This window comes from Bradyrhizobium sp. SZCCHNR1043 (genome assembly GCF_032489675.1).
Lineage (GTDB): Bacteria > Pseudomonadota > Alphaproteobacteria > Rhizobiales > Xanthobacteraceae > Bradyrhizobium.
This window is the reverse complement of the sequence record NZ_JAUEYN010000003.1, coordinates 42,186-62,567: the sequence shown is the minus strand read 5'-3', so window position 1 is coordinate 62,567 and position 20,382 is coordinate 42,186. Positions and strand designations below refer to the sequence as shown.

At 64.9% G+C, this 20,382-nt stretch carries 21 protein-coding genes; 7 read left to right on the top strand and 14 right to left on the bottom strand.

The genetic code is table 11. From position 1 onward, the window contains the following. The first annotated feature begins 72 nt into the window (after positions 1-72). On the top strand, positions 73-237 hold the full coding sequence (locus QX039_RS05650) for a DUF3309 family protein (protein ID WP_006614022.1): 165 nt from the start codon (positions 73-75) through the stop codon (positions 235-237). A gap of 94 nt (positions 238-331) precedes the next feature. On the opposite strand, the gene ligD is transcribed toward QX039_RS05650, so the two are convergent. Next, the gene (gene ligD, locus QX039_RS05645; protein WP_315771970.1) at positions 332-3,016 is read right to left on the bottom strand and encodes a DNA ligase D; all 2,685 of its coding nucleotides are present in this window, start codon (positions 3,014-3,016) and stop codon (positions 332-334) included. Between the two features lie 640 nt (positions 3,017-3,656). On the opposite strand from ligD, the gene QX039_RS05640 reads away from it, so the two are divergent. After that, a complete protein-coding gene (locus tag QX039_RS05640; RefSeq protein WP_315771969.1) occupies positions 3,657-4,538 on the top strand; it encodes a Ku protein in 882 nt (293 codons plus the stop codon). Between the two features lie 45 nt (positions 4,539-4,583). Here the strand turns inward: QX039_RS05640 and QX039_RS05635 are convergent, their stop codons facing one another. Together QX039_RS05635 and QX039_RS05630 are read right to left on the bottom strand one after the other, a co-directional pair. Beyond that, complete coding sequence (locus QX039_RS05635) at positions 4,584-4,877, bottom strand: DUF6496 domain-containing protein (protein ID WP_315738669.1); 294 nt, start codon at positions 4,875-4,877, stop codon at positions 4,584-4,586. A 183-nt stretch (positions 4,878-5,060) separates the two neighbouring features. Continuing rightward, on the bottom strand, positions 5,061-5,240 hold the full coding sequence (locus tag QX039_RS05630) for a hypothetical protein (protein ID WP_315738670.1): 180 nt from the start codon (positions 5,238-5,240) through the stop codon (positions 5,061-5,063). Between QX039_RS05630 and QX039_RS05625 the strand changes: the two genes are divergently transcribed. After that, positions 5,239-5,496, top strand: a complete 258-nt coding sequence (locus QX039_RS05625; RefSeq protein WP_315771968.1) for a hypothetical protein — start codon at positions 5,239-5,241, stop codon at positions 5,494-5,496. The two genes, QX039_RS05630 and QX039_RS05625, sit on opposite strands and share 2 nt — an antisense overlap. A 179-nt stretch (positions 5,497-5,675) precedes the next feature. On the opposite strand, the gene QX039_RS05620 is transcribed toward QX039_RS05625, so the two are convergent. The 7 genes from QX039_RS05620 to QX039_RS05590 form a co-directional block, all read right to left on the bottom strand. Then, entirely contained in the window at positions 5,676-6,365 is a 690-nt protein-coding gene (locus QX039_RS05620) for a response regulator transcription factor (RefSeq protein ID WP_315771967.1), read from the bottom strand. Continuing rightward, complete coding sequence (locus QX039_RS05615; protein WP_315738673.1) at positions 6,362-9,079, bottom strand: sensor histidine kinase KdpD; 2,718 nt, start codon at positions 9,077-9,079, stop codon at positions 6,362-6,364. Before QX039_RS05615 ends, QX039_RS05620 begins: the two co-directional genes overlap by 4 nt. Positions 9,080-9,145: 66 nt before the next feature. Next, positions 9,146-9,751 (bottom strand): K(+)-transporting ATPase subunit C, encoded by a 606-nt coding sequence (locus QX039_RS05610; protein WP_315738674.1) that lies wholly within the window; start codon positions 9,749-9,751, stop codon positions 9,146-9,148. Positions 9,752-9,864: 113 nt separating this feature from the next. Further along, on the bottom strand, positions 9,865-11,985 hold the full coding sequence (gene kdpB, locus QX039_RS05605; RefSeq protein ID WP_315738675.1) for a potassium-transporting ATPase subunit KdpB: 2,121 nt from the start codon (positions 11,983-11,985) through the stop codon (positions 9,865-9,867). Positions 11,986-12,001: 16 nt separating this feature from the next. Beyond that, positions 12,002-13,705: a potassium-transporting ATPase subunit KdpA gene (gene kdpA / locus QX039_RS05600; protein ID WP_315771966.1), complete on the bottom strand. Its 1,704-nt coding sequence runs from the start codon at positions 13,703-13,705 to the stop codon at positions 12,002-12,004. A 33-nt stretch (positions 13,706-13,738) separates the two neighbouring features. Beyond that, the gene (locus QX039_RS05595; RefSeq protein WP_018454042.1) at positions 13,739-13,828 is read right to left on the bottom strand and encodes a K(+)-transporting ATPase subunit F; all 90 of its coding nucleotides are present in this window, start codon (positions 13,826-13,828) and stop codon (positions 13,739-13,741) included. Between the two features lie 10 nt (positions 13,829-13,838). Next, positions 13,839-13,997 carry a hypothetical protein gene (locus QX039_RS05590; protein WP_315771963.1) on the bottom strand — a complete coding sequence of 53 codons (159 nt, stop codon included), beginning with the start codon at positions 13,995-13,997 and terminating at the stop codon, positions 13,839-13,841. A gap of 301 nt (positions 13,998-14,298) precedes the next feature. On the opposite strand from QX039_RS05590, the gene QX039_RS05585 reads away from it, so the two are divergent. From QX039_RS05585 to dapA, 4 genes are all read left to right on the top strand, one after another. Beyond that, a complete protein-coding gene (locus tag QX039_RS05585; RefSeq protein ID WP_315771961.1) occupies positions 14,299-14,751 on the top strand; it encodes a hypothetical protein in 453 nt (150 codons plus the stop codon). Positions 14,752-14,769: 18 nt separating this feature from the next. Then, the gene (locus QX039_RS05580; protein WP_315771960.1) at positions 14,770-15,054 is read left to right on the top strand and encodes a hypothetical protein; all 285 of its coding nucleotides are present in this window, start codon (positions 14,770-14,772) and stop codon (positions 15,052-15,054) included. A 132-nt stretch (positions 15,055-15,186) separates the two neighbouring features. Further along, complete coding sequence (locus QX039_RS05575) at positions 15,187-15,462, top strand: hypothetical protein (RefSeq protein ID WP_315771958.1); 276 nt, start codon at positions 15,187-15,189, stop codon at positions 15,460-15,462. Continuing rightward, complete coding sequence (dapA, locus tag QX039_RS05570) at positions 15,459-16,409, top strand: 4-hydroxy-tetrahydrodipicolinate synthase (protein ID WP_315771956.1); 951 nt, start codon at positions 15,459-15,461, stop codon at positions 16,407-16,409. The genes QX039_RS05575 and dapA overlap by 4 nt, the downstream gene beginning before the upstream one ends. Positions 16,410-16,445: 36 nt before the next feature. On the opposite strand, the gene QX039_RS05565 is transcribed toward dapA, so the two are convergent. The 4 genes from QX039_RS05565 to mobB all read right to left on the bottom strand — a co-directional run bounded on the left by QX039_RS05565 (position 16,446) and on the right by mobB (position 20,204). Next, entirely contained in the window at positions 16,446-16,697 is a 252-nt protein-coding gene (locus tag QX039_RS05565; RefSeq protein ID WP_315738681.1) for a hypothetical protein, read from the bottom strand. Between the two features lie 227 nt (positions 16,698-16,924). After that, complete coding sequence (locus QX039_RS05560; RefSeq protein ID WP_315771955.1) at positions 16,925-18,580, bottom strand: OFA family MFS transporter; 1,656 nt, start codon at positions 18,578-18,580, stop codon at positions 16,925-16,927. 732 nt (positions 18,581-19,312) lie between these two features. Then, positions 19,313-19,552 carry a sulfurtransferase TusA family protein gene (locus QX039_RS05555; RefSeq protein WP_315738740.1) on the bottom strand — a complete coding sequence of 80 codons (240 nt, stop codon included), beginning with the start codon at positions 19,550-19,552 and terminating at the stop codon, positions 19,313-19,315. A 118-nt stretch (positions 19,553-19,670) separates the two neighbouring features. Continuing rightward, positions 19,671-20,204, bottom strand: a complete 534-nt coding sequence (mobB, locus tag QX039_RS05550) for a molybdopterin-guanine dinucleotide biosynthesis protein B (protein ID WP_315771953.1) — start codon at positions 20,202-20,204, stop codon at positions 19,671-19,673. Positions 20,205-20,382: the final 178 nt, after the last annotated feature.

The window sequence follows — 20,382 nt, the reverse complement described above, 5'->3', positions numbered from 1 at the left end:
GAAGTTCCAACCAGTTTCCTCGGCGAAGGCAGGCACGTTGTCGCCCCGCTGCCGGGCACTGGAGGGAAGCACATGTCCATCGGAACTATCATCCTCATCATTCTCATCATCGCCCTGCTCGGCGGCTTTTCCGGCATCGGCGGCGGTCCGTTCTACGGCACCGGCTACTACGGCGGCGGCGGCCTCGGCCTGATCATCGTCATCGTGCTGATTCTCGTCCTGCTCGGACGCATCTGATCCGATCGATCTCATAGCCATCCAACTGATCAGCTCGGGCTGACGTGGCCGCGCCACGTCGGCCTGGGCTTGATTGCGCCCCGCATCGCATGCCTCACACTTCGTTCGCGAGCTTCCTCATCGCCGGCTTGATCGCTCCGGCCGCGTCGTCATAGCCCTCCCACGCCCTGGTCTTGGGCAACAGCGCCGGCACGGTTCGGACCGTGTACCGCTTGGGTTCGAGCCCGTTCTTCACCTGCGCCCACGTCAGCGGCATCGACACGGTGGCGCCTTCGCGGGCGCGCGGCGACAGCACGGCGACGGCCGTCGACATCCGGTCGTTGCGCAGATAGTCGAGGAAGATCTTTCCCCTGCGCAGCTTCTTCGACATGTTGAGCAGATATTGCTCCGGGTTGTCGTTCGCCAACCATTGGCACACGCCCTGGGCAAACGCCTTCGCCTCGGGCCAGCTCACCTTGTCGCGCGCGCCGTGCAGCAACGGCGTCACCACATGCAGACCCTTGCCGCCCGTGGTCTTGCAGAAGCTCTCGAGTCCGAGGCTCTTCAAGCGCTGGCGCATGTCCTTGGCTGCCGCGATCACCTCCTCGAACGCGACGTTCGGCGCCGGATCGAGATCGAACACCAGCCGGCCCGGAACGTCATAGGCGTCCGGCGCGCAATTCCATGGATGCAGCTCGACGGCGGCGACCTGAGCCACCGCGATCAATCCCTCGACGCGATCGATCTGCAGATACGGCTTGCGATCGCCCGAGACCTTGACCAGCTCGAGCAGGTCCGACATGCCCTGCATGCCGTGCCGCTGGAAGAATTTTTCGCCACCGATGCCGTCAGGCGCACGCACGATCGAGCATGGCCGGCCCTTAAGATGACCGATCATCCAGTCTCCGACGGCTTCCAGATAGTTCGCGAGATCGAGCTTGGTGACGGGCTCGCCGTCGCCCGCGTCCGGCCACAGCGCCTTGTCGGGCTTGGAGATCGCAACGCCCATCACGGTCGCCGAGCCCTTCGTCCGAGACGGCGTCTTGTGGACCGTGGTGCCGACGGTCGCGACGCTCGCCGCGGCGCGCGCCACCGGCTTCGCAACCTTCGTCGTCACCACCGGCTCCTCGGCAACGACCTCGCGCGCCGGCTTGTCCTCGCGCAGTGCCTTGAACGAGGCCTGCCTGACATTGCCGTCGCCGGTGAAGCCTGCAAACTCGATCTCGGCGACCAGCTCGGGCTTGAGCCAATGCACCTCGCGCGTCTTGCGCGGCGCGTTCTTGCCGCTGAACGGGCTCTTGTCGGAGGCCGCCGCCTTCAGCGCCGGCATGATCTCCTTCACCGTGTCCTGGCCGAAGCCGGTGCCGACGATCCCGACATAAGCGAGATGATCGTCCTTGTTGACGCCGACCATCAACGATCGGAATTTGCCGTTGGTGGTCTTCCAGCCACCGATGACGACCTCGTGGCCGGGCCTGGTCTTGGCTTTGGTCCAGCTCTCCGTCCGTCCCGAATGATAGGCCGAGTCCAGCTTCTTGGAGACGATGCCCTCCAGCGACAGCTTGCGTGCGGACTCCAGCACCGCCTCGCCGTCGCTCTCGAAGTGCTCGACATAGCGGATGCGCGGCGCCTTGCCTTTGATGTTCGCCTTCAACAGCTTCGCGAGCCGCGCCTTGCGCTCGCGCAAAGGCTGGCGGCGAAGGTCGAACTCTTCGGCGAACATCACGTCGAAGGCAAAGAAGATCAGCTCGTCGGTTTCGCCCGCTGAGATCGCCGCCTGCAGCGCAGAGAAATTCGGATTGCCGTCCTTGTCGAGCGCGACGATCTCGCCGTCGATGATCGCATCCGGCAGCTTCGCGGCCTCCTGCGCGATCGCACTGAACTTGGCCGTCCAGTCCAGGCCCTTTCGCGTCATCAGGGTTGCCTTGCCGCCTTCGACCCTGATCTGCACGCGGTAGCCGTCGAACTTGATCTCATGCCCCCACCCCTCACCGCTCGGCGGCTTCGAGACCGAGGTACAAAGCTCAGGGGCGACGAAGTCCGGCAACGATGACACCATGCGCGGCGCCACTGTCTTCGACTTCGGGCTCGCTTTCGTCGTCTTTGCCGACGGCGCCGTCTTCGTCGAAGTGGCCTTGCCGTCGCTGCGGTTCGAATGCCACACCGCATCGGCATTCATGCGCTGTGTCTTGGCGAGCATGAACGGCTTCGGCGCTTTGCCTTTGCCGGCCGCGATCTGCTCCATCGTGCGCCCCGACGCCACTGATTTGTCGGCGTCGAGAATGTCGTTGGCCTCGCCCTCCTTGGCAAATTCGTCGCGATGCTTGATCAGGAGCCAATTGGTGCGCTTGCCGCCGGTGCGATCGTGGCGCATGCGCACCAGCACCCAACTGCCATGCAGCTTCTCGCCATCCAGCGTGAACTTCAGATCGCCCTTCTTGAAGCCGCTCTCGGGATCCTCGCTCTCCCAATAGCCACGGTCCCACAGCATGACGGTGCCGCCGCCATACTCGCCTTCTGGGATCGTGCCTTCGAAATCGCCGTAGTCGAGCGGGTGGTCCTCGACCTCGACCGCGAGCCGCTTGTCATGCGGATCGAGCGACGGGCCCTTGGTCACCGCCCACGACTTGAAGACGCCGCCAAATTCGAGCCTGAGATCGTAGTGCAGCCGCGTCGCGTCGTGCTTCTGGATGACGAAACGCGGCCGCGGCGCACGCGCAACCTTGGCGTCGCCGGACGGCTCCGCCGTCTTGTCAAAATCGCGCTTCTTGCGATAGGTGGAGAGCTTCCTGAGCGCCACGGTGATCCCTCGCGTTGAGTGGTAGCGTAGCAAAGCCGGTGAACTCGTGGAACCGGCCGCATCACCATGATGATAACATCGGGCAAAGTTCCGCGTTCCCGCGGCTCAGGGAGCCCAGGCTGCGCTGGCGTCCGCCCTCTGCCAATCGAGAGGGCGCAGGGAAGGCCGGGAGCTCGCCGCCCCCATGGCCCGCCTGCGAAAAAAATGCAGGCGGCAGGTACCACAGGTGCAGCCGAGACATCCCGGCCCTCCCTGCGCGACGGCTTTAACGGCTGCTTCGCGTTCTCCTCGGCGCGCCGGGCTTGTTGGCCACCGTGTCGCGACAATGCGCTTGCGCGCATCGCGCTGGATACCAGCATCGGGGTATCAGGACCGCGCGACTTGACCGTGCATGCCGGATTGTTCGTCGGCGCGACTGAATCACGCTGCAATCCGACACACCCATCGCATTCCGCTGCCGACGTCCGTGACGACCGCGATACGTCCCCTCCGACGCAACGGAACGGGTCGGACCATAATGCTGATTTTACGAAGTCGTCAAGCGAATTATTTTTTCCCGAAGCGACCTTCGCCGGGCCCATGGAACCCACACCGACGCTTGCCCGTTGCAGCGTCGTCCGGATTTTCCAAGGAGACCACGATGGCCCCCCGCGCCTATTGGAAAGGCTCGCTCAAACTCTCGCTCGTCAGTTGCCCCGTCGTCCTCTATCCGGCGTCGACCTCGGTCGAGAAAACGCGCTTCCATCTGATCAACCGCGAGACCGGCAACCGGCTCAAGCAGCAGATGGTCGACTCCGAGACCGGCGACATCGTCGAAGGCGACCAGAAGGGCCGCGGCTACGAGCTGTCCAAGGGACAGTACGTCGAGATCGAGCCCGAGGAGCTGGAGGCGGTCCAGATCAAGAGCAACCATACGATCGACATCGACAGCTTCGTGCCGCGCGACGAGATCGACCAGCGCTATCTCAACGATCCCTATTACATCGCCCCCGACGGCAAGGCGGCCATCGACGCCTTCGCGGTGATCCGCGATGCGATGAAGGATCAGGACCGCGTCGCGCTGGCGCGCATCGTGCTGACCAACCGTGAGCATATCATCGCCATCGAGCCGATGGGCAAGGGCATGCTCGGCACCACCCTGCGCTTTCCCTATGAGCTGCGCGACGAAGCTGAGTTCTTCGACGACATCAAGGCGCCGAAGATCACCAAGGACATGGTCGAGCTCGCCGGCCACATCCTGCAGACCAAGGCGGCGCATTTCGATCCCTCGGAGTTCAAGGACCAATACGAGACCGCGCTGAAGGCGCTGGTAAAACGCAAGGCGTCGGGCAAGCCGATCAAGCTACCGGAGCCGGAGGAACGGCCCGACAACGTCGTCAGCCTGATGGATGCGCTGAAGCAGAGCCTGAACGGCAAGAGCGGAAAAAAGACGGCGCGTGCGGCGCCACGGCGGACGAGCACGCATCGACGCACGGCGAAGAAGACGCATCGGTCGGCGGCGCGGCAGAGGAAGGCGGGCTGAGTACGCCGTAGCCCGGATGAGCGCAAGGCGGCACAATCCCGAGCCTCAGCTTTTCTTCGATGATTTCTTTGCTGTCTTCCGGCTGGTCTTCTTCGTGGTCTTCTTGCTCGATGCCTTCTTGGTTGTCTTTTTCGATGACTTCTTCGCCGATGTCCGCGCGCTCTTCTTCGGCGGCACCTTCTTGCCCTCGCGGCGCGCCTCCGACAGGCCGATCGCGATGGCCTGCTTGCGGCTCTTGACCTTGCGACCGGAACCGCCGCTGCGCAGCGTGCCGGCCTTGCGCTTCTTCATGGCCCGGCCGACCTTGGCCGATGCCTTGCGCGAGTATTGTCGTGCCATGAACATCCTCCCGATTGCGACACGTAAACCGCGTCGGCGAGACGAAAGTTCCAAAGCGCAAGCTGATGCCGCGTACCTCCACACATGCTTTCACGATCGCGGGAATCGAAGCCCGTCGATACATCGAGATTCCAATGCAGCTTCGCGCTCGTCGCTTCGATGACGGATAGACCGAGAAGCCAATCAGACGTTCTGATCCGCCGCATGAGGCGCAACTGGACAAGGCGACGTTCCGAATGATGCGTCCCTGGCCTCTTCCTCAGTCAGCAATTTCAGGAGCACCGTCCGCTTGGACTCATCGTTGAATTCAGCGAGACGTTTCCTGAACAGGATGAGGTTCTGCAGATGAATGTATTCTTCCATGACCGACCTCACTGATGGGAGCCAAGAACAACGCGTCGGGCTGACCTTGATTGAGATGAATTTCGGGCATGATGCTCTTCCCGGTATCGCCGATGACAATCTCTGCGCCGCAGTCGGCAGCCTCGCCCCCCAAAATTCAGATCGCGTTCTGACAAGCCGAGACATGGCACGTCCCGTGTTTACACCATCGTGCATGCAAACGCACGATCAGCTGCGCCGATCAGGTGGCACGACCGCAGTCTCGATCATCCGTTGATCCAGAGAACGGGCGCCTGCGGACGTACTGTGCCGCAGCGCGACATGACCGGTTGGTCAAAATTGCTCGTAAATTTAACGAAACGAGCTGATGCCGCCCGCGGGACACGCAAGCTCGCCCATCGAATGGCGATGTCAACGCCCCTGACACATAGGACCAGTCGGCCGATACGGCCAAGCTCAGTCCGGCGCGCGCAGCCGATAGCCGATGCCGGTCTCGGTCAATACGAATTGCGGGCGCTCGGGATCGACCTCGATCTTCTGCCGCAGTTGGCGCACATAGACGCGCAGATATTGCGCGTCGGTCAATTCGTCCCACAGCTCCTTGAGCAGGAAGCGGTGCGTCAGCACCTTGCCGGCGTGCTGCACCAGGACGCGGAGCAGATCGTACTCCTTGGGCGACAGCTTGATCTCGCGCTCGCCGACCTTGACGATGCGGCGGACGAGATCGACGGAGAGATCGCCGGTACGGAACACCGGACGCTCGCCCTGCACCTGCAACTGATGCCGCAACGCCGCGCGCAACCGCGCCAGCAATTCATCCATGCCGAACGGCTTGGTGATGTAGTCGTCGGCGCCGAGATCGAGCGCCTGGACCTTGCCCGCCTCGTCGCCGCGGCTGGACAGCACCACGACCGGCACAGCCTCGTTGCGGCCACGGATGGTACGCAGCAGCTCGAGCCCGTCGATGTCGGGCAGGCCAAGGTCGAGAATGATCAGCGCCGGCTCCTGACCCAACAGATCCAGCGCGATCCTGCCGTTCGAGGCTTCGAGAATCTCGTAGCCCTGCGTGGTCAGGCCCATCCGCAGCAGCTTGCGGATCGGCGGCTCGTCGTCGATCACGAGCACCTTGATCGGAGCGCCGGTCATGCGGCCGTATCCAGCGGTCTGGCCTGCGCCAGAACGGGCAGGCGGATGGTGAGGACCGCGCCGCGCCGATCGGTGCGGTTGCCGGCGAAGATGCGGCCATGCATCGCCTCGATGAAGCCGCGCGAGATCGCAAGCCCTAGCCCCGTGCCGGGTCGCACCTGGTCGCCCTTCTGCACACGATAGAACTTGTCGAACACGTGCTCGACCTCCGCGGCGGGAATGCCGTCGCCTTCGTCACGGATCTCGAGCACGACCCAGTTGTTGTCGCGGGCCGCACGGATCGCGATCGAGGTCTCGGGAGGCGCATATTTGGCGGCGTTGTCGAGCAGATTGAACAGCACCTGCTCGAACAGCACCGCGTCGACCTCAACCATCGGCAGATCGGGCGCCAGCTCCAGCGAGACATGATGACCGGCGAGGATCTTGCTCGCGCGCCGCAGCGCGCTGCCGACGATCTCGCCGACGTCGTGGAGCGCGGCATTCGGCACGATCGCGCCCGATTCCAGCTTGGTCATGTCCAGGAGATTGGCGATGAAGCGGTTGAGTCGCTCGGATTCGTCGATGACGGTGGCGAGCAGGTCGAGCTTCTCCTTGTCGGACAGCCTGGCTGCCAGATCGCGCATCGTCGAAGCCGCGCCGAGCACGGAGGCAAGCGGCGTCTTCAGATCGTGCGAGATCGAGGTGAGCAGCGCCGAACGCAGCCGGTCCTGCTCCATGGTGCGCTTGACCTTGTCCATGTCCTCGACCAGCAGCACGCGCTCGATCGCGAGCGCGCCCTGATCGACCAGGGCATCGAGCAGCCGGCGCTGGTCCGGCGTCAGCAGCGGCCCGGTACGATCGTCGTCGATGCCAATGACACCGATCGAGCCGCGCCCGGTGCGCATCGGCAGGAACAGGCGCTTGGCGCCCGGCAGCGTGTCGGAGCCGCGGCCCGCTGCGCGGTCGTTGCTCCAGGCCCAGCTCGCAGCGGCGAGATCGGCGTCGTCGAGCTGATCCTCCGGCGGGTAGCCGGTCATGACCGTGAGCTTGCCGTCCTGCGGCAGCAGCAGCACGACCCGCACCTTCAGCATCAACGCCGCCTGATAGGCCGTCGCCCACAGCACGTCGTCGAGGGTCGCGGTGCCCGCGAGCTTGCGGCTGAAGGCGTAGAGCTGCTCGGTGGTCCGGACGCGGTGGGTGGCGGTGTCAGCCTGAACGCGCACGCGCGCGGCGACGTTGGACACCAGGATGGCGATCAGCATGAAGAAGAAGAACGCGCCGATGTTGGTCGGATCGGTGATCGTGAACGTATACAGGGGCGGCAGGAAGAAGAAGTTGTAGCAGAGCGAGGCGGCGAGGCTCGCCAGCAGCGACGGCCCAAGACCGTAACGCGCGGCGACGCCGACCACGGCGGTCAGGAACACCAGATCGACGTTCTCGATACCGAAGAAGGGCTGGATGAGCTCGGCGAGGCCGAGGCCGACAGCCGTGATCAGCAGCGCCATCAGATAGGGCTTTGGCCGCAGCGGCTCGCTGCGCGGGCGCGTCTGCACCGACGGGCTCGGCGTGTCCAGCGCCTCCTCGCCGGCGATCACGTGGATGCTGATGTTGCCGGCGCGCCTGACGAGGTCATGCACCACCGAGCCCCTGATGATCTCGAACAGGCGCGAGCGGCTCGACTTGCCGATGATGATCTGGGTGACGTTGTTGGCCTGCGCGAAGCTGATGAGGTCATCCGCGATGCGCCGGCCGACGCCCGGAATCGTCAGCGCCTCGCCGCCGAGGGTCTCGGCCAGCCGCAGCGTATCGGCGAGGCGGTCGCGCTGCTTGTCGGTGAGCTGCAGGTTGCGCCGGGTCTCGATGGTAACGGCGGTCCACGGCGCGTGGACACGGTCGGCGAGCCGCTTGGTGTAGCGCACCAGCCCTGTCGCCCGCGGATCCTCCGACACGCAGACGAGGATCCGCTCGCCGGCCGCCCAGGGTCCGGCGATGGCGTTGGCCTGCATGTGGGTGAGCAGTTGCTCGTCGACGCGCTCGGCCGTCCGGCGCAGCGCGAGCTCGCGCAGCGCGGTCAGATTGCCGGGCGAGAAGTAATGCTCCAGCGCGCGCTCGGCCTGTTTGGGGACATAGACCTTGCCCTCCTTCAGCCGCTGGATCAGATCGTCGGGCGTGAGGTCGATCAGCTCGATGGCGTCGGCGCGGTCGAGGATCGAGTCCGGGACGGTCTCGCGTACGCGCACATGAGTGATCTGGGCGACGACGTCGTTGAGGCTCTCGATGTGCTGGACGTTGACCGCCGTGTAGACGTCGATGCCGTGCGACAGCAGCTCCTCGACGTCGAGATAGCGCTTGGGGTGGCGGCTGCCGGCGGCATTGGTGTGCGCAAGCTCGTCGACGATCGCGAGCTTGGGACGGCGCGCGATCACGGCATCCAGATCCATCTCCTCGACGATCTGGTCCTTGTAGGAAATATGTTTGCGCGGGACGACCTCCAGGCCGCGCACCAGCGCCTCGGTCTCGGCGCGGCCATGGGTCTCGACGAAGCCGATGACGACATCGACGCCGGCCCTCAGCTTGGCATGCGCGCTCGACAGCATCTCATAGGTCTTGCCGACGCCGGGCGCCGCGCCGACGAAGATCTTGAGCTTGCCGGCAGGACTGTCCTCCCGCCGGGCTGCTTCGAGCAGGGCTTCCGGCGAGGGACGTTGGTCAGGATCGCGGCGTTGACTGGCCATGCGGCATTATAGACGGAGGGACCTCGGCGCCAAGGCCAGGACCTTCAAGGCAGGACCTTCAGGGCGTCACTGCGGTTTGGCAGCGTCGAGTGCCAGATTGAGCGCAAGCACGTTAACGCGGGGTTCGCCGAGCAGCCCGAGCAGACGGCCCTGGGTCTGCCGGGCGATCACGGCCTGGACGCTTGCCTCCGGCAAGCCGCGCGCCTTGGCCACCCGCGGCACCTGGAACAGCGCTGCCTCCGGCGAGATGTCCGGATCGAGCCCGCTCGCCGAGGTCGTCACCAGATCGACCGGCACGGCCTGCGCGGGATTCTCCGCCTTCAGCTTGTCGACGTCCTCCTTGACGCGGTCGGCCAGCGCCTTGCTGGTGGGGCCGAGATTGGAGCCGGACGAGTTGGCGGCGTTGTAGGGTGCCGGCACGGTCTTGGTCGCATCGTTCGGATCGGCGGCCGAGGTCGCGGACGGGCGGCCGTGGAAATATTTGTCGTTCTTGAACTCCTGGCCGATCAGCGCCGAGCCGATCACCTGGCCGTTGCGCGTGATCAGGCTGCCTTCGGCCTGCGCCGGAAAGATGGTGCCGGCGACGACGGTCATGGTGAGCGGGTAGAGCAGCCCGGTGATAAGGGTCAGCGCGAGCAGGACGAAGATGGCGGGACGGATTTCTTTGAGCATGGGAATCTCCTATTTTTCTCCGTCATTGCGAGGAGCGAAGCGACGAAGCAATCCAGGGCTGCGCGCGGGACTCTGGATTGCTTCGCTTCGCTCGCAATGACGCCGGTAAGTGGTCAAGCCAAATGCAAGGCGGTCACGATCAGGTCGATCGCCTTGATGCCGATGAAGGGGATGATGATGCCGCCCAGCCCGTAGATCATCAGGTTGCGGCCGAGCAGCGCGCCGGCGCCGATGGCGCGGTAGGCGACGCCCTTCAGCGCCAGCGGGATCAGCGCGATGATGACGAGCGCGTTGAAGATGATCGCCGACAGGATCGCACTCTGCGGGCTCGCCAGGTTCATGACGTTCAGCACGTTGAGCTGCGGGTAGAACGCCAGGAACATTGCCGGGATGATGGCGAAATACTTGGCGACGTCGTTGGCGATCGAGAACGTCGTCAGCGCACCGCGCGTCATCAGCAGCTGCTTGCCGATCTCCACCACCTCGATCAGCTTGGTCGGATTGGAGTCGAGGTCGACCATGTTGCCGGCCTCGCGCGCGGCCTGCGTGCCGGTGTTCATGGCGACGCCGACATCGGCCTGCGCCAGCGCCGGCGCGTCATTGGTGCCGTCGCCGCACATCGCCACCAGCTTGCCCTTGGCCTGCTCGTCGCGGATCAGCCTGAGCTTGTCCTCGGGCGTGGCCTGCGCCAGGAAATCGTCGACGCCGGCTTCGGCGGCGATCGCCGCCGCGGTCATCGGGTTGTCGCCGGTGATCATGATGGTGCGGATGCCCATCCGGCGCAGCTCGGCGAAACGCTCGCGGATGCCGCCCTTGACGATGTCCTTGAGCTGGACGACGCCGAGCAGGCGCCCGTCCCTGGCGACCGCGAGCGGCGTGCCGCCGGATTTGGCGATGTCGTCGGAGATTGCACGGATCTCGCGGACAAGCTCGCTCTCGACCGGCTGGACCGCGCGCACCGTGTTGCCGGAGACGGGCTGGGTCGGGCCGCCGCCGCCGATGGAGTTGAGGATGGCGTCGACCGCGCCCTTGCGCACCGAGGAGCCGCCGGCATCGACGCCGCTCATGCGGGTCTGCGCCGTGAACGGCACGAAGGTCGCGCCGAGCTCGGCCATGTCGCGGCCGCGGATGCCGTATTTGTCCTTCGCGAGCACCACGATCGAGCGGCCCTCCGGTGTCTCGTCGGCGAGCGAGGCGAGCTGCGCCGCGTCGGCGAGCTCCTGCTCGCTCACGCCCCTGACGGGACGGAACGCAGTCGCCTGGCGATTGCCGAGCGTGATGGTGCCGGTCTTGTCGAGCAGGAGCGTATCGACGTCGCCGGCGGCCTCGACCGCGCGGCCGGACATCGCCAGCACGTTGAAGCGCACCAGGCGGTCCATGCCGGCGATGCCGATCGCCGACAGCAGCGCGCCGATCGTGGTCGGGATCAGGGTCACGAACAGCGCCACCAGCACCACCACCGAGATCGAGCCGCCGGCATAGGCCGCGTAGCTCGGGATCGTCACGGTCGCGAACACGAAGATGATGGTGAGGCCGGCGAGCAGGATGTTGAGCGCGATCTCGTTCGGCGTCTTCTGCCGCTCCGCGCCCTCGACCAGCTTGATCATGCGGTCGATGAAGGTCGAGCCTTGTGCGGCCGTGATCTTGACGCGGATCCAGTCCGACAGGACCTGGGTGCCGCCGGTCACCGCCGAGCGGTCGCCGCCGGATTCGCGGATGACGGGAGCGGACTCGCCGGTGATGGCGGCCTCGTTGACCGAGGCGACGCCTTCGATCACCTCGCCGTCGGAGGGAATGGTGTCGCCGGCCTCGACCAGCACGATGTCGCCGACCTTCAGGCTGGTGCCGGGCACGAGCTTGTAGGTGTGATCGGCCGGGCTCGCGCCCGTCAGCAGCTTGGCCTGGCTCTCGGTGCGCGTCTTGCGCAGCGAATCCGCCTGCGCCTTGCCGCGGCCTTCGGCGACGGCTTCGGCGAAGTTGGCGAACAGCACGGTGAACCACAGCCAGAGAATGATCTGGAAGGTGAAGCCGAGGTTCGCTCCGCCGGTGACGACGTCGCGCAGGAAGATCACCGTGGTGAGCGCGGCGACGACCTCGACGACGAACATCACGGGGTTCCTGATCATCAGCCGCGGATCGAGCTTGGCGAAAGCGGCCTTGATGGCCGGCAGCACGATCTTCGGGTCGAGCATCGTCGACATCGACGAGCGCTTCTGCAGTTTCATGGTTTCCATGGAGGTTGCTCCGGGATCAGAACACGGTGCCGGCGGCCATCGCGAGATGCTCGACGATTGGACCAAGGGCGAGAGCGGGGAAGAAGGTGAGGCCGCCGATGATCAGGATGACGCCGACGACGAGACCGACGAACAGCCCGCCCGTAGTCGGGAACGTGCCGGCCGAGGGCGGGATCGACTTCTTCGCGGCGAGCGAGCCGGCGATCGCCATCGCCGGGACGATCATGAAGAAGCGGCCGACGAACATCGAGGACGCGAGCGTGAGGTTGTAGAAGAAGGTGTTGCCGGTGAGGCCGCCGAAGGCCGAGCCGTTGTTGGCGGTCGCCGAGGTGTAGGCGTAGAGCACCTCGGTGAAGCCGTGCGGACCGGCATTGGCCATCGAGGCAACTGCCGAGGGCAGCACCACGGCGACCGCGGTCCAGCCGAGATACATCAGCGGCAGCACCAGGATCGCCAGCATCGCCATCTTGACCTCGCGCGCCTCGATCTTCTTGCCGACATATTCCGGCGTGCGCCCGACCATCAGGCCGGCGACGAAGATCGCGAGCACGACGAACAGCAGCATGCCGTAGAGGCCGGCGCCGACGCCGCCTATGATGATCTCGCCGAGCTGCATGTTGATGAGCGGGATCATGCCGCCCAGCGCGGTGAAGCTGTCATGCATCGCATTGACCGCGCCGCAGGAGGCGGCCGTCGTGATCACGGCGAACAGTGACGACGCGACGATGCCGAAGCGGACCTCCTTGCCTTCCATGTTGCCGCCGGTCAGTCCCAGCGCGTTCAACGTGGTCGTACCGTTGGCCTCGGCCCAGTAGGTGATGGCGACGCCGGCGATGAACAGGACGCCCATCACGGCGAGGATCGCCCAGCCCTGGCGCTGATTGCCGACCATGCGGCCGAACACGTTGGTGAGGCCGGCACCGAGCGCGAAGATCGAGAGCATCTGGATGAAGTTCGACAGCGCGTTCGGGTTCTCGAACGGGTGCGCGGCGTTGGCGTTGAAGAAGCCGCCGCCATTGGTGCCGAGCATCTTGATCGCGACCTGCGAGGCCACCGGGCCGACCGCGATGGTCTGCTTCGCCCCTTCCAGCGTGGTCGCCTCGACATAGGGCCCGAGCGTCTGCGGGATGCCCTGCCAGACCAGGAACAGCGTGTAGACGATGCAGAGCGGCAGCAGCACATAGAGCGTGCATCTGACGACATCGACCCAGAAATTGCCGACGGTCCGCGCCGAGGCGCGTGAGAAGCCGCGAATCAGCGCCATCGCGAGCACGATGCCGGTTGCGGCCGACAGGAAGTTCTGGTGCGTGAGGCCGAGCATCTGCACGAGATAGGAGACCGTGCTCTCACCGCCGTAGTTCTGCCAGTTGGTGTTGGTCAGGAAGCTGATCGCGGTGTTGAAGGAGAGATCCTCAGCGACCGCGGACTGTCCTGCGGGATTGAACGGCAGCACGGCCTGCAAGCGCATCACGCCGTAGATGATCAGGAAGCCGCCGACATGGAACAGCAGCATCGCGACCGTGTAGGTCAGCCAATGCTGCTCGCGGCGCTCGTCGACGCCGCCGGCCCAGTAGATCGCGGACTCCACGGGCCGCAGCACCGGCGACAGGAAGGTGCGCTCGCCATTGAAGACGCGCGTCATGTACCAGCCGAGCGGCTTGGCGAGCGCGACGATGACGGCGCAAAAGAGCAGGATCTGGATCCAGCCGATCACAGTCATGGGATATGTCCTTGAAGGCGCGACAGCCGGCGGTCAGAACCGCTCGGGCCGCAGCAGCGCATAGGTGAGATAGAACAGAAGGCCGAGCGACACGGCGCCGGCGAGCGAATAGTCGAAGATCATGGCCCGTCTCCTAGAGTCGCTCGCAGGCATAGGTGTAGCCGATCGCCAAGGCGAAGAAGCCGGCGGCCAGCGCCAGCATCAGGATGTCAAGCATGGTGTGCTCCTCATGCGCGCGAGAGACGCGCAAAGCGTAAGGACAGCCGGAGGCGCGCGACTTGTGATAGATCAAGCATCCCGTCGCCGTGCCCCACGATCCGCTCCATCGCGACAGATGGCATCCGGAACCATAGGTTTTCGAGACAGCGCTGCCGGGAAAGTTATAGGAATTTCATAAAGACCACGGCATTCCCGCAGTGGCTTTCGCCTGGTCGCCGCGGCGATCGCATATGGAGGCAGCCACAGCACCGAGGCATCTTTATGCGCCGCTTATTTCTCTCAGCCCCCGCCCCTCTCGCATTCCTACGGCGCCGTCGGCCACATTGCCGATCAGGGCCCATCGGGCCAACGCTCACTGACGACGGGAGGCCAGCATGGCTGCCTTGACAACACGACCGGATGTCCTGGAGCCGGCACAGCTCGCGCAGACCACCACGGCGATGCTGACGGCTTTGCTTGACGACGACGAGGGAGTCTCACCCTTGTCGGCGCGCGGGCGGCGCCGGCTGCGGATCGCAAAATTGCTGGAGACCGAGGCGCGCGTCGATGCCGCGCTCGAACTGGTCGCGTTGCAGCTGCCGCGATGGCAGCTTCGCCGCATTGCCTATGACGACGGCGAATGGCACTGCGCATTGTCGCAACAGCGCGAATTGCCGGACTGGCTCGATCGTTGCGCTGAAGCCCGCCATAGCGATCTCGCCCTCGCCATTCTCCACGCCGCGGCCGAAGCCCGCCGTCTCGAGCCAAGCGTCTCGCAGCCTGACGCAAGGCGCGGCATCACGACGGAGCCGGCGGTCGCCGACCTGCTCTGCTGCGACAATTTCTGAGCCGCCGTCATTGCCGCGATGTTGCTTTCCGCTGACAAGGCCACGGAGCTTCCGGCCGCCAGGGTGCTGCTTCGATTTCTGCTACGAATGTTGGTCCTCATCCTGTTCGCCGCGTTCGGCAGCATCGGCTTCGGTCGCAGCCTCGCTGCCCTGCTCTGGATGACGACGATCCTGTGTGCCGTGCTCGCGACGCTGCGCCGGGAGCGCGTGTTCGCCGCGAGCCTGAACCATTGGGACGAGATGATCGGCTACACCGCGCTCTATTGCGCGGTGATGGCGCTGATCCAGCCGTCCGGAAACTAAGCGCCCTTACACCGCTCTTATGCGATCGCACGCGGCGCCATCTCGAATTCCTACCCCTCGCCTTCGATATTGCCGTCCATGAGCGCCGATCGTTCCGACCGGCCTGCTCACACCACAACAAGGAACAGTCCCGTGAAAAGTCTCGAACCCCCATCGTACAACATGCCGGCCCCCGCGCTCGTCTTCATCGGCAAGAACGGACATGGCCAGTGGGTCGCCCAGGAGCAGAATGGGCTCTATGGCGGGCTGTTCGTGAGCCGCGCCGAGGCGATGAAATATGCGCTGTTCGAGAACGGCCACCATCCGGAAACCATCGTCGAGCTCGCGCGCACGATCGAGCTCGATGCCGATGGCCGGCTTGCTCCGATCGGTCTGCTGTTCGCGAGCGGAAGGCGACCGGTCGCATGAGCGATGCGCTCAGGATGCAGCCTGGATCGGCCGCACGCTGGCTCGCCGGCACCATCGCGGACATTCCAACCCCGTTCGATGCCAATGGTGCGCTCGACCGCCCGGCGCTCGCCAGACTGTGCGAGCGGCAGATCGAAGCGGGCGCCAGCGCGATCCTGGTCTGCGAGACCGCAGGCGAAGCATCTACGCTCACCGCGGCAGAGCGCGAACAGGTCATTCGCACGGCAGTGACGGCGGCCGCCAATCGGGTCCACGTCATCGCCGGAGCAGGATCCAACGCGACGCTCCAGGCCGTGCAGAACACCCGCCAGGCGGCAGCCGCCGGCGCGGATGCGATCATGTCGGTGGTCCCTTACTACAACCGACCTACGGCAGAGGGAATCTACGCGCATTTCCGCGCCGTCGGCGACGCGACGGCGCTGCCGGTCATTCTGCACGATTGCCCGTCGCGCACGGGACGCGCACTGCCCGACGATACACTGGTGCGCCTTGCGCGGTGGGCGCAATTCGTCGGCCTGCGTGACGGCACCGGCGATATCGCACGGACCGTACATCTGCGATCGCGGCTTCCGGTCGGCTTCCGCCTGTTGTCAGGCGACGATGCGACGGCGGTGCCGTTCGCAGCCGCCGGAGGCGACGGCAACATCTCGCTGGTGGCCAACGTCGCACCGCAGCTCTGCGGCGCGCTTTTCGCCTATTGTCAGCGCGCCCGCTGGAGCGCTGCGCGACGGCTGCATCATCAGTTGCTGCCGCTGATCGAGGCGTTCAGCCGCGATACGCCGGCCGCAGTCAAATACGCGCTCAGTCTCCAGGGGCTCATCGCTGTCGGCGTTCGTCTGCCATTGACAGCTTTGGACTCTCCCACGATGGCAGCCGTCATGCAGGCCATGACGCTGCTCAGCGCTCACACCGCAGCCGCGTCACGGAGGCAAGAGGTCCGGTGTTGAGAGGGCCCACCGCGCGGTGCCGCGAGGACCGATCGTTCAGAAGCTCCCTTTGTCGTCAACAATCTGCGGCGACCGCGGCCGGACTCTCGCATCACCCGGCAGCGACGGAGACGCCACGGAACTGCGCCGACAGAGCAGCTCGTTGCGCAAGCGCCGCAGCTTGGCCGCGGCGATCGCGGCATGAATGGTCCTGAAGATGCCGCGCAGCGTCTTGATTGGATGCGGCCGCCGGATGGCTCTCAGGCCGATAGCGCCGCGGGCTTCGCGAAACAGGTCAACCGCGCTCATGTCCATTCTCCGTCGGGCCGGCGCCAGATCCGGCCGGCAAGGCGGAAGATGGAGCCCAGCAGCGTAGGAATGCGAGAGAGGCCGAATTCGTCTCGTATAGGAAATCAATAAGTGCAAGGAGGTTCGGCGCTTTCGCGGTAAGCGAGCTTCCACCTAGCGGCCGCGCAGCACCGCGCAAAAAAAGGGGCGGCCGATCCGGCCGCCCCGTTTGTATCATCGTCGATCGGTCAGAAGATCTTGACCGCGCTTTCCAACGTCTTCCAGACGCCCCAGGCCAGCGGCACGCCGACGAAGGCCCAGAACAGGGCGGCCTTGACGTCGAGGCCGCCCTTGCCGATGCCGAACGACCCGTGCTGGATCGCCGACTCGTTCTTGGCGAGCTCCGCCTGGTACTTCGCGACTTCGTCCGCGCTCATGTTCCACTTGTCATCGACGGGCTTGATCAGGAAGTTGCAGATCAGGCCGGCGAGCAGCATGGCGCAGAGGATATACATCGTCGTGTTGTACAGCTGGTCGCGCGGCACGCCGGCGGCGAGCTGGAACTCGCGGATGTAGTTGACGACCACCGGACCGATGATGCCGGCCGTCGCCCACGCGGTCAGCAGCCGGCCGTGGATGGCACCGACGAACTGGGTGCCGAACAGATCGGCCAGATAGGCAGGTACGGTCGCGAAGCCGCCGCCATACATCGAGAGGATGATGGCGAAGGCCCCCACGAAGAGCAGCTTGGACCCCATCGCTGCGAAGGTCGGCGCCAGCGCATAGAGCACGATGCCGATCAGGAAGAAGCAGTAATAGGTGTTCTTACGGCCGATGTGATCCGAAAGCGACGCCCAGAAGAAGCGGCCGCCGATGTTGAACAACGACAACAGGCCGGCAAAGCCTGCCGCGATGCCCGCGATCGCGGCCTTCTGGCCGGCGTCGAGCTGGTTGAAGCTGACGTCGGGCAGACCGATCAGCTTGCCGGCGAAGATCTCCTGCAGCATCGGCGAGGCCATGCCGATCACGCCGATGCCTGCCGACACGTTCAAGCAGAGCACCCACCAGACAAGCCAGAACTGCGGAGTCTTGTGCGCGTTGTCGAGATGCACATGGTGCTCCGAGATCATTGCCTTCTTGACCGCAGGCGGCGTCCAGCCTTCGGGCTGCCAGCCGACCGGAGCGACGCGATAGGCAAAGGCACCGATCATCATGAAGACGAAGTAGATCACGCCCATCGTGACGAAAGTCTCCCAGACACCCACCGACGTCGGGGTCTTGAAGTAGTTCATCAGCAGGTTGGCGAGCGGAGCACCGATCATCGCGCCGCCGCCGAAGCCCATGATGGCCATGCCGGTCGCCATGCCGCGCCGGTCCGGGAACCATTTCACCAGGGTCGACACCGGCGAGATGTAGCCGAGGCCGAGGCCGATGCCGCCGATGACGCCGGCGCCGACCCACATCATCCAGAGCTGGTGCACATAGATGCCAAGCGCTGCGATCAGCAGGCCGCCACCCCAGCAGCAGGCCGCAACGGCACCCGCCTTGCGCGGTCCGGCCCGCTCGAGCCAGCCACCCCAGACCGCCGCGGAGCCACCCAGCAGTACGAAGAACAGGGTGTACATCCAGCCAAGGCTTGCGACCTTCCAGTCGCAGGTCGTCGTAAACAGCTCCTGCACCAGGGTCATGTCCGGGCAGGCCTGGGTCTTGGTCACGCCGATCGCGCGCGACAGCGGCAGCCAGAACACCGAGAAGCCATACGCCATGCCGATGCACAGATGGATGCACAGCGCAGCCGGAGGAACCAGCCAGCGGTTGAACCCCGCCTTGGCGACCGTGTGCTCACGATCGAAGATCCCCGCTTGCGAGCCCGGGAGCGTGCCCGCGCTTTCAATGGTAGCCATGCATTCCTCCCCTACGGACTCCCGTCCAACGCAACAACGTCATGTTCTGTCCCCTTGATCAGAATCAATACGCCCACTCACCCCGCCCGCTATCGCGTACCAGAGCAGTCTCGCAACGCACAAACGCTCATCACTGGCTCGATGCGCATAACACTCCACCCGAGACGTTATGCCCTCACCATCTTTGTGCCGCTGTTCTGCCTGGCCCGCTCCCCAGCGGGCATGACTCGTCTCCCGCAACCTCCGCGGAAGCGTCTCAATTGGTGCAGAACTGAGGCAAATTGTCGATAGTAAAATGGTAATATTCGGTCGATCTTCGTGGATTGATCGCAATGCAGCGGGAATGTGTTGCTAACAAACACACAAATTCACGTGCAACCAACGCGACCGCCACTCACGGCTGTAGCCGCATTGCTCTCGATTACTTTCCGGACGCGTCACGACCATTCCTGATGGAATCAACTAATGAGATGTCCGGGCGATCAGCGACGGGACACGGCTTAAGGCCGCATGCGCGCGCTCGCGGAAACGTGAAGAAGAAGCAACTTGTCCTTGCCTGGCAACAGCGTCGCAAGCCTGGACTGAGAACGCGGCATTGTTGTGAGCTCGGGTTGACGCCGCTGCGACGATAGGAAGCAGCACGATCCCTTGACACATCGATGCGTCGAGATCGCACGCACGAACTACGTAGTTCGAGCAACCTGCAGCAGAGGATGTTCACCGCCGCACGGGTCATCCGGCCGGTCCCGCCGCCTTCTCGATCCGAAACAGAATGCCGCGCTCGGTGCGATCGACGCTCTCCACCCGATCTCCGGTCTCCCGTACCAGATTCGGGATGTCGATCACCGCAAGCGGGTCGGTACAGCACACTTCGAGCCGCTCTCCCGCCTTGAGCGTCCGTAATGCCTTCCGGGTCTTCAGCACCGGCAGTGGGCACTTCAGGCCCGTCAGATCCAGCCTCGTCATCATCATGTGCGCGACCATGGCCAAGCGGTTCCGGCACGTCAACCGGGCCGCACCATCACGGGAACCTTGAACTGGGTTCCTGGGATGCCAGGAACACTGGCGTTGCGAACTCGCGCGAGTTCCATCACGGAACACCAAGTTTGTCGCACAACGCCAGAACGTCCGCCAGCGGCATCGCCAGATGGTGGACGAGCGCCGCGATCGCCGGGATATCGTCGAGATGAACGCGCGGCAGCACGGTCTCGACATCGCCGTCGCTGGCGAGCCCGACGATGCCTGGATCATCGGGAAACAGCAGCGGCTTGCCGTTGGCTGTGCGATGCACCTCGATGCGGCGATGCGGCCCGGCCTTGTAGCCTTCGATGACGACCAGATCGACGGGAGACAACTTCGCCAGAAGCTCCGCGAGTGCCGGCTCCCTTGCGCCGCGCAGCTCGTGCATCAACGCCCAGCGCGTGCCCGACGCGACGAGGACCTCCTCGGCGCCGGCCTCGCGATGCCGCCACGAATCCTTGCCGGGAACGTCGACGTCGAACTTGTGATGGGCATGCTTGATCACCGAGACGCGCAGTCCCTGCCCCTTGAGATGAGGAATCAGCCGCGTCAGCAGCGTGGTCTTGCCGGCGCCGCTCCAGCCGGCGAGGCCGATGACTTTCATCGCGGTCTCCAGAAAAGCCCCGGCGCTTTCGCACAGCCAGGAGCGCGGGATCGATCGATGGCCCGAAGGCCGGGTGGAACGCCATATCCACGCTTCGCGCTGTCATGCCAGCAGCCCCGCGGACCAGGCAAGGCCCGTAAGCGAGGGGCATGCCGGTGCGGCCGCCGCGCAGGCGCAA

What these genes read in the sequence shown, in the direction of transcription:
- QX039_RS05650 (WP_006614022.1), top strand. Translation starts at nt 73, where the DNA reads ATGTCCATCGGAACTATCATCCTCATCATTCTCATCATCGCCCTGCTC.
- QX039_RS05640 (WP_315771969.1), top strand. Translation starts at nt 3,657, where the DNA reads ATGGCCCCCCGCGCCTATTGGAAAGGCTCGCTCAAACTCTCGCTCGTC.
- QX039_RS05635 (WP_315738669.1), bottom strand. Translation starts at nt 4,877, where the DNA reads ATGGCACGACAATACTCGCGCAAGGCATCGGCCAAGGTCGGCCGGGCC.
- QX039_RS05625 (WP_315771968.1), top strand. Translation starts at nt 5,239, where the DNA reads ATGACCGACCTCACTGATGGGAGCCAAGAACAACGCGTCGGGCTGACC.
- QX039_RS05630 (WP_315738670.1), bottom strand. Translation starts at nt 5,240, where the DNA reads ATGGAAGAATACATTCATCTGCAGAACCTCATCCTGTTCAGGAAACGT.
- QX039_RS05620 (WP_315771967.1), bottom strand. Translation starts at nt 6,365, where the DNA reads ATGACCGGCGCTCCGATCAAGGTGCTCGTGATCGACGACGAGCCGCCG.
- QX039_RS05615 (WP_315738673.1), bottom strand. Translation starts at nt 9,079, where the DNA reads ATGGCCAGTCAACGCCGCGATCCTGACCAACGTCCCTCGCCGGAAGCC.
- QX039_RS05610 (WP_315738674.1), bottom strand. Translation starts at nt 9,751, where the DNA reads ATGCTCAAAGAAATCCGTCCCGCCATCTTCGTCCTGCTCGCGCTGACC.
- kdpB (WP_315738675.1), bottom strand. Translation starts at nt 11,985, where the DNA reads ATGGAAACCATGAAACTGCAGAAGCGCTCGTCGATGTCGACGATGCTC.
- kdpA (WP_315771966.1), bottom strand. Translation starts at nt 13,705, where the DNA reads ATGACTGTGATCGGCTGGATCCAGATCCTGCTCTTTTGCGCCGTCATC.
- QX039_RS05595 (WP_018454042.1), bottom strand. Translation starts at nt 13,828, where the DNA reads ATGATCTTCGACTATTCGCTCGCCGGCGCCGTGTCGCTCGGCCTTCTG.
- QX039_RS05585 (WP_315771961.1), top strand. Translation starts at nt 14,299, where the DNA reads ATGGCTGCCTTGACAACACGACCGGATGTCCTGGAGCCGGCACAGCTC.
- QX039_RS05580 (WP_315771960.1), top strand. Translation starts at nt 14,770, where the DNA reads ATGTTGCTTTCCGCTGACAAGGCCACGGAGCTTCCGGCCGCCAGGGTG.
- dapA (WP_315771956.1), top strand. Translation starts at nt 15,459, where the DNA reads ATGAGCGATGCGCTCAGGATGCAGCCTGGATCGGCCGCACGCTGGCTC.
- QX039_RS05565 (WP_315738681.1), bottom strand. Translation starts at nt 16,697, where the DNA reads ATGAGCGCGGTTGACCTGTTTCGCGAAGCCCGCGGCGCTATCGGCCTG.
- QX039_RS05560 (WP_315771955.1), bottom strand. Translation starts at nt 18,580, where the DNA reads ATGGCTACCATTGAAAGCGCGGGCACGCTCCCGGGCTCGCAAGCGGGG.
- QX039_RS05555 (WP_315738740.1), bottom strand. Translation starts at nt 19,552, where the DNA reads ATGATGATGACGAGGCTGGATCTGACGGGCCTGAAGTGCCCACTGCCG.
- mobB (WP_315771953.1), bottom strand. Translation starts at nt 20,204, where the DNA reads ATGAAAGTCATCGGCCTCGCCGGCTGGAGCGGCGCCGGCAAGACCACG.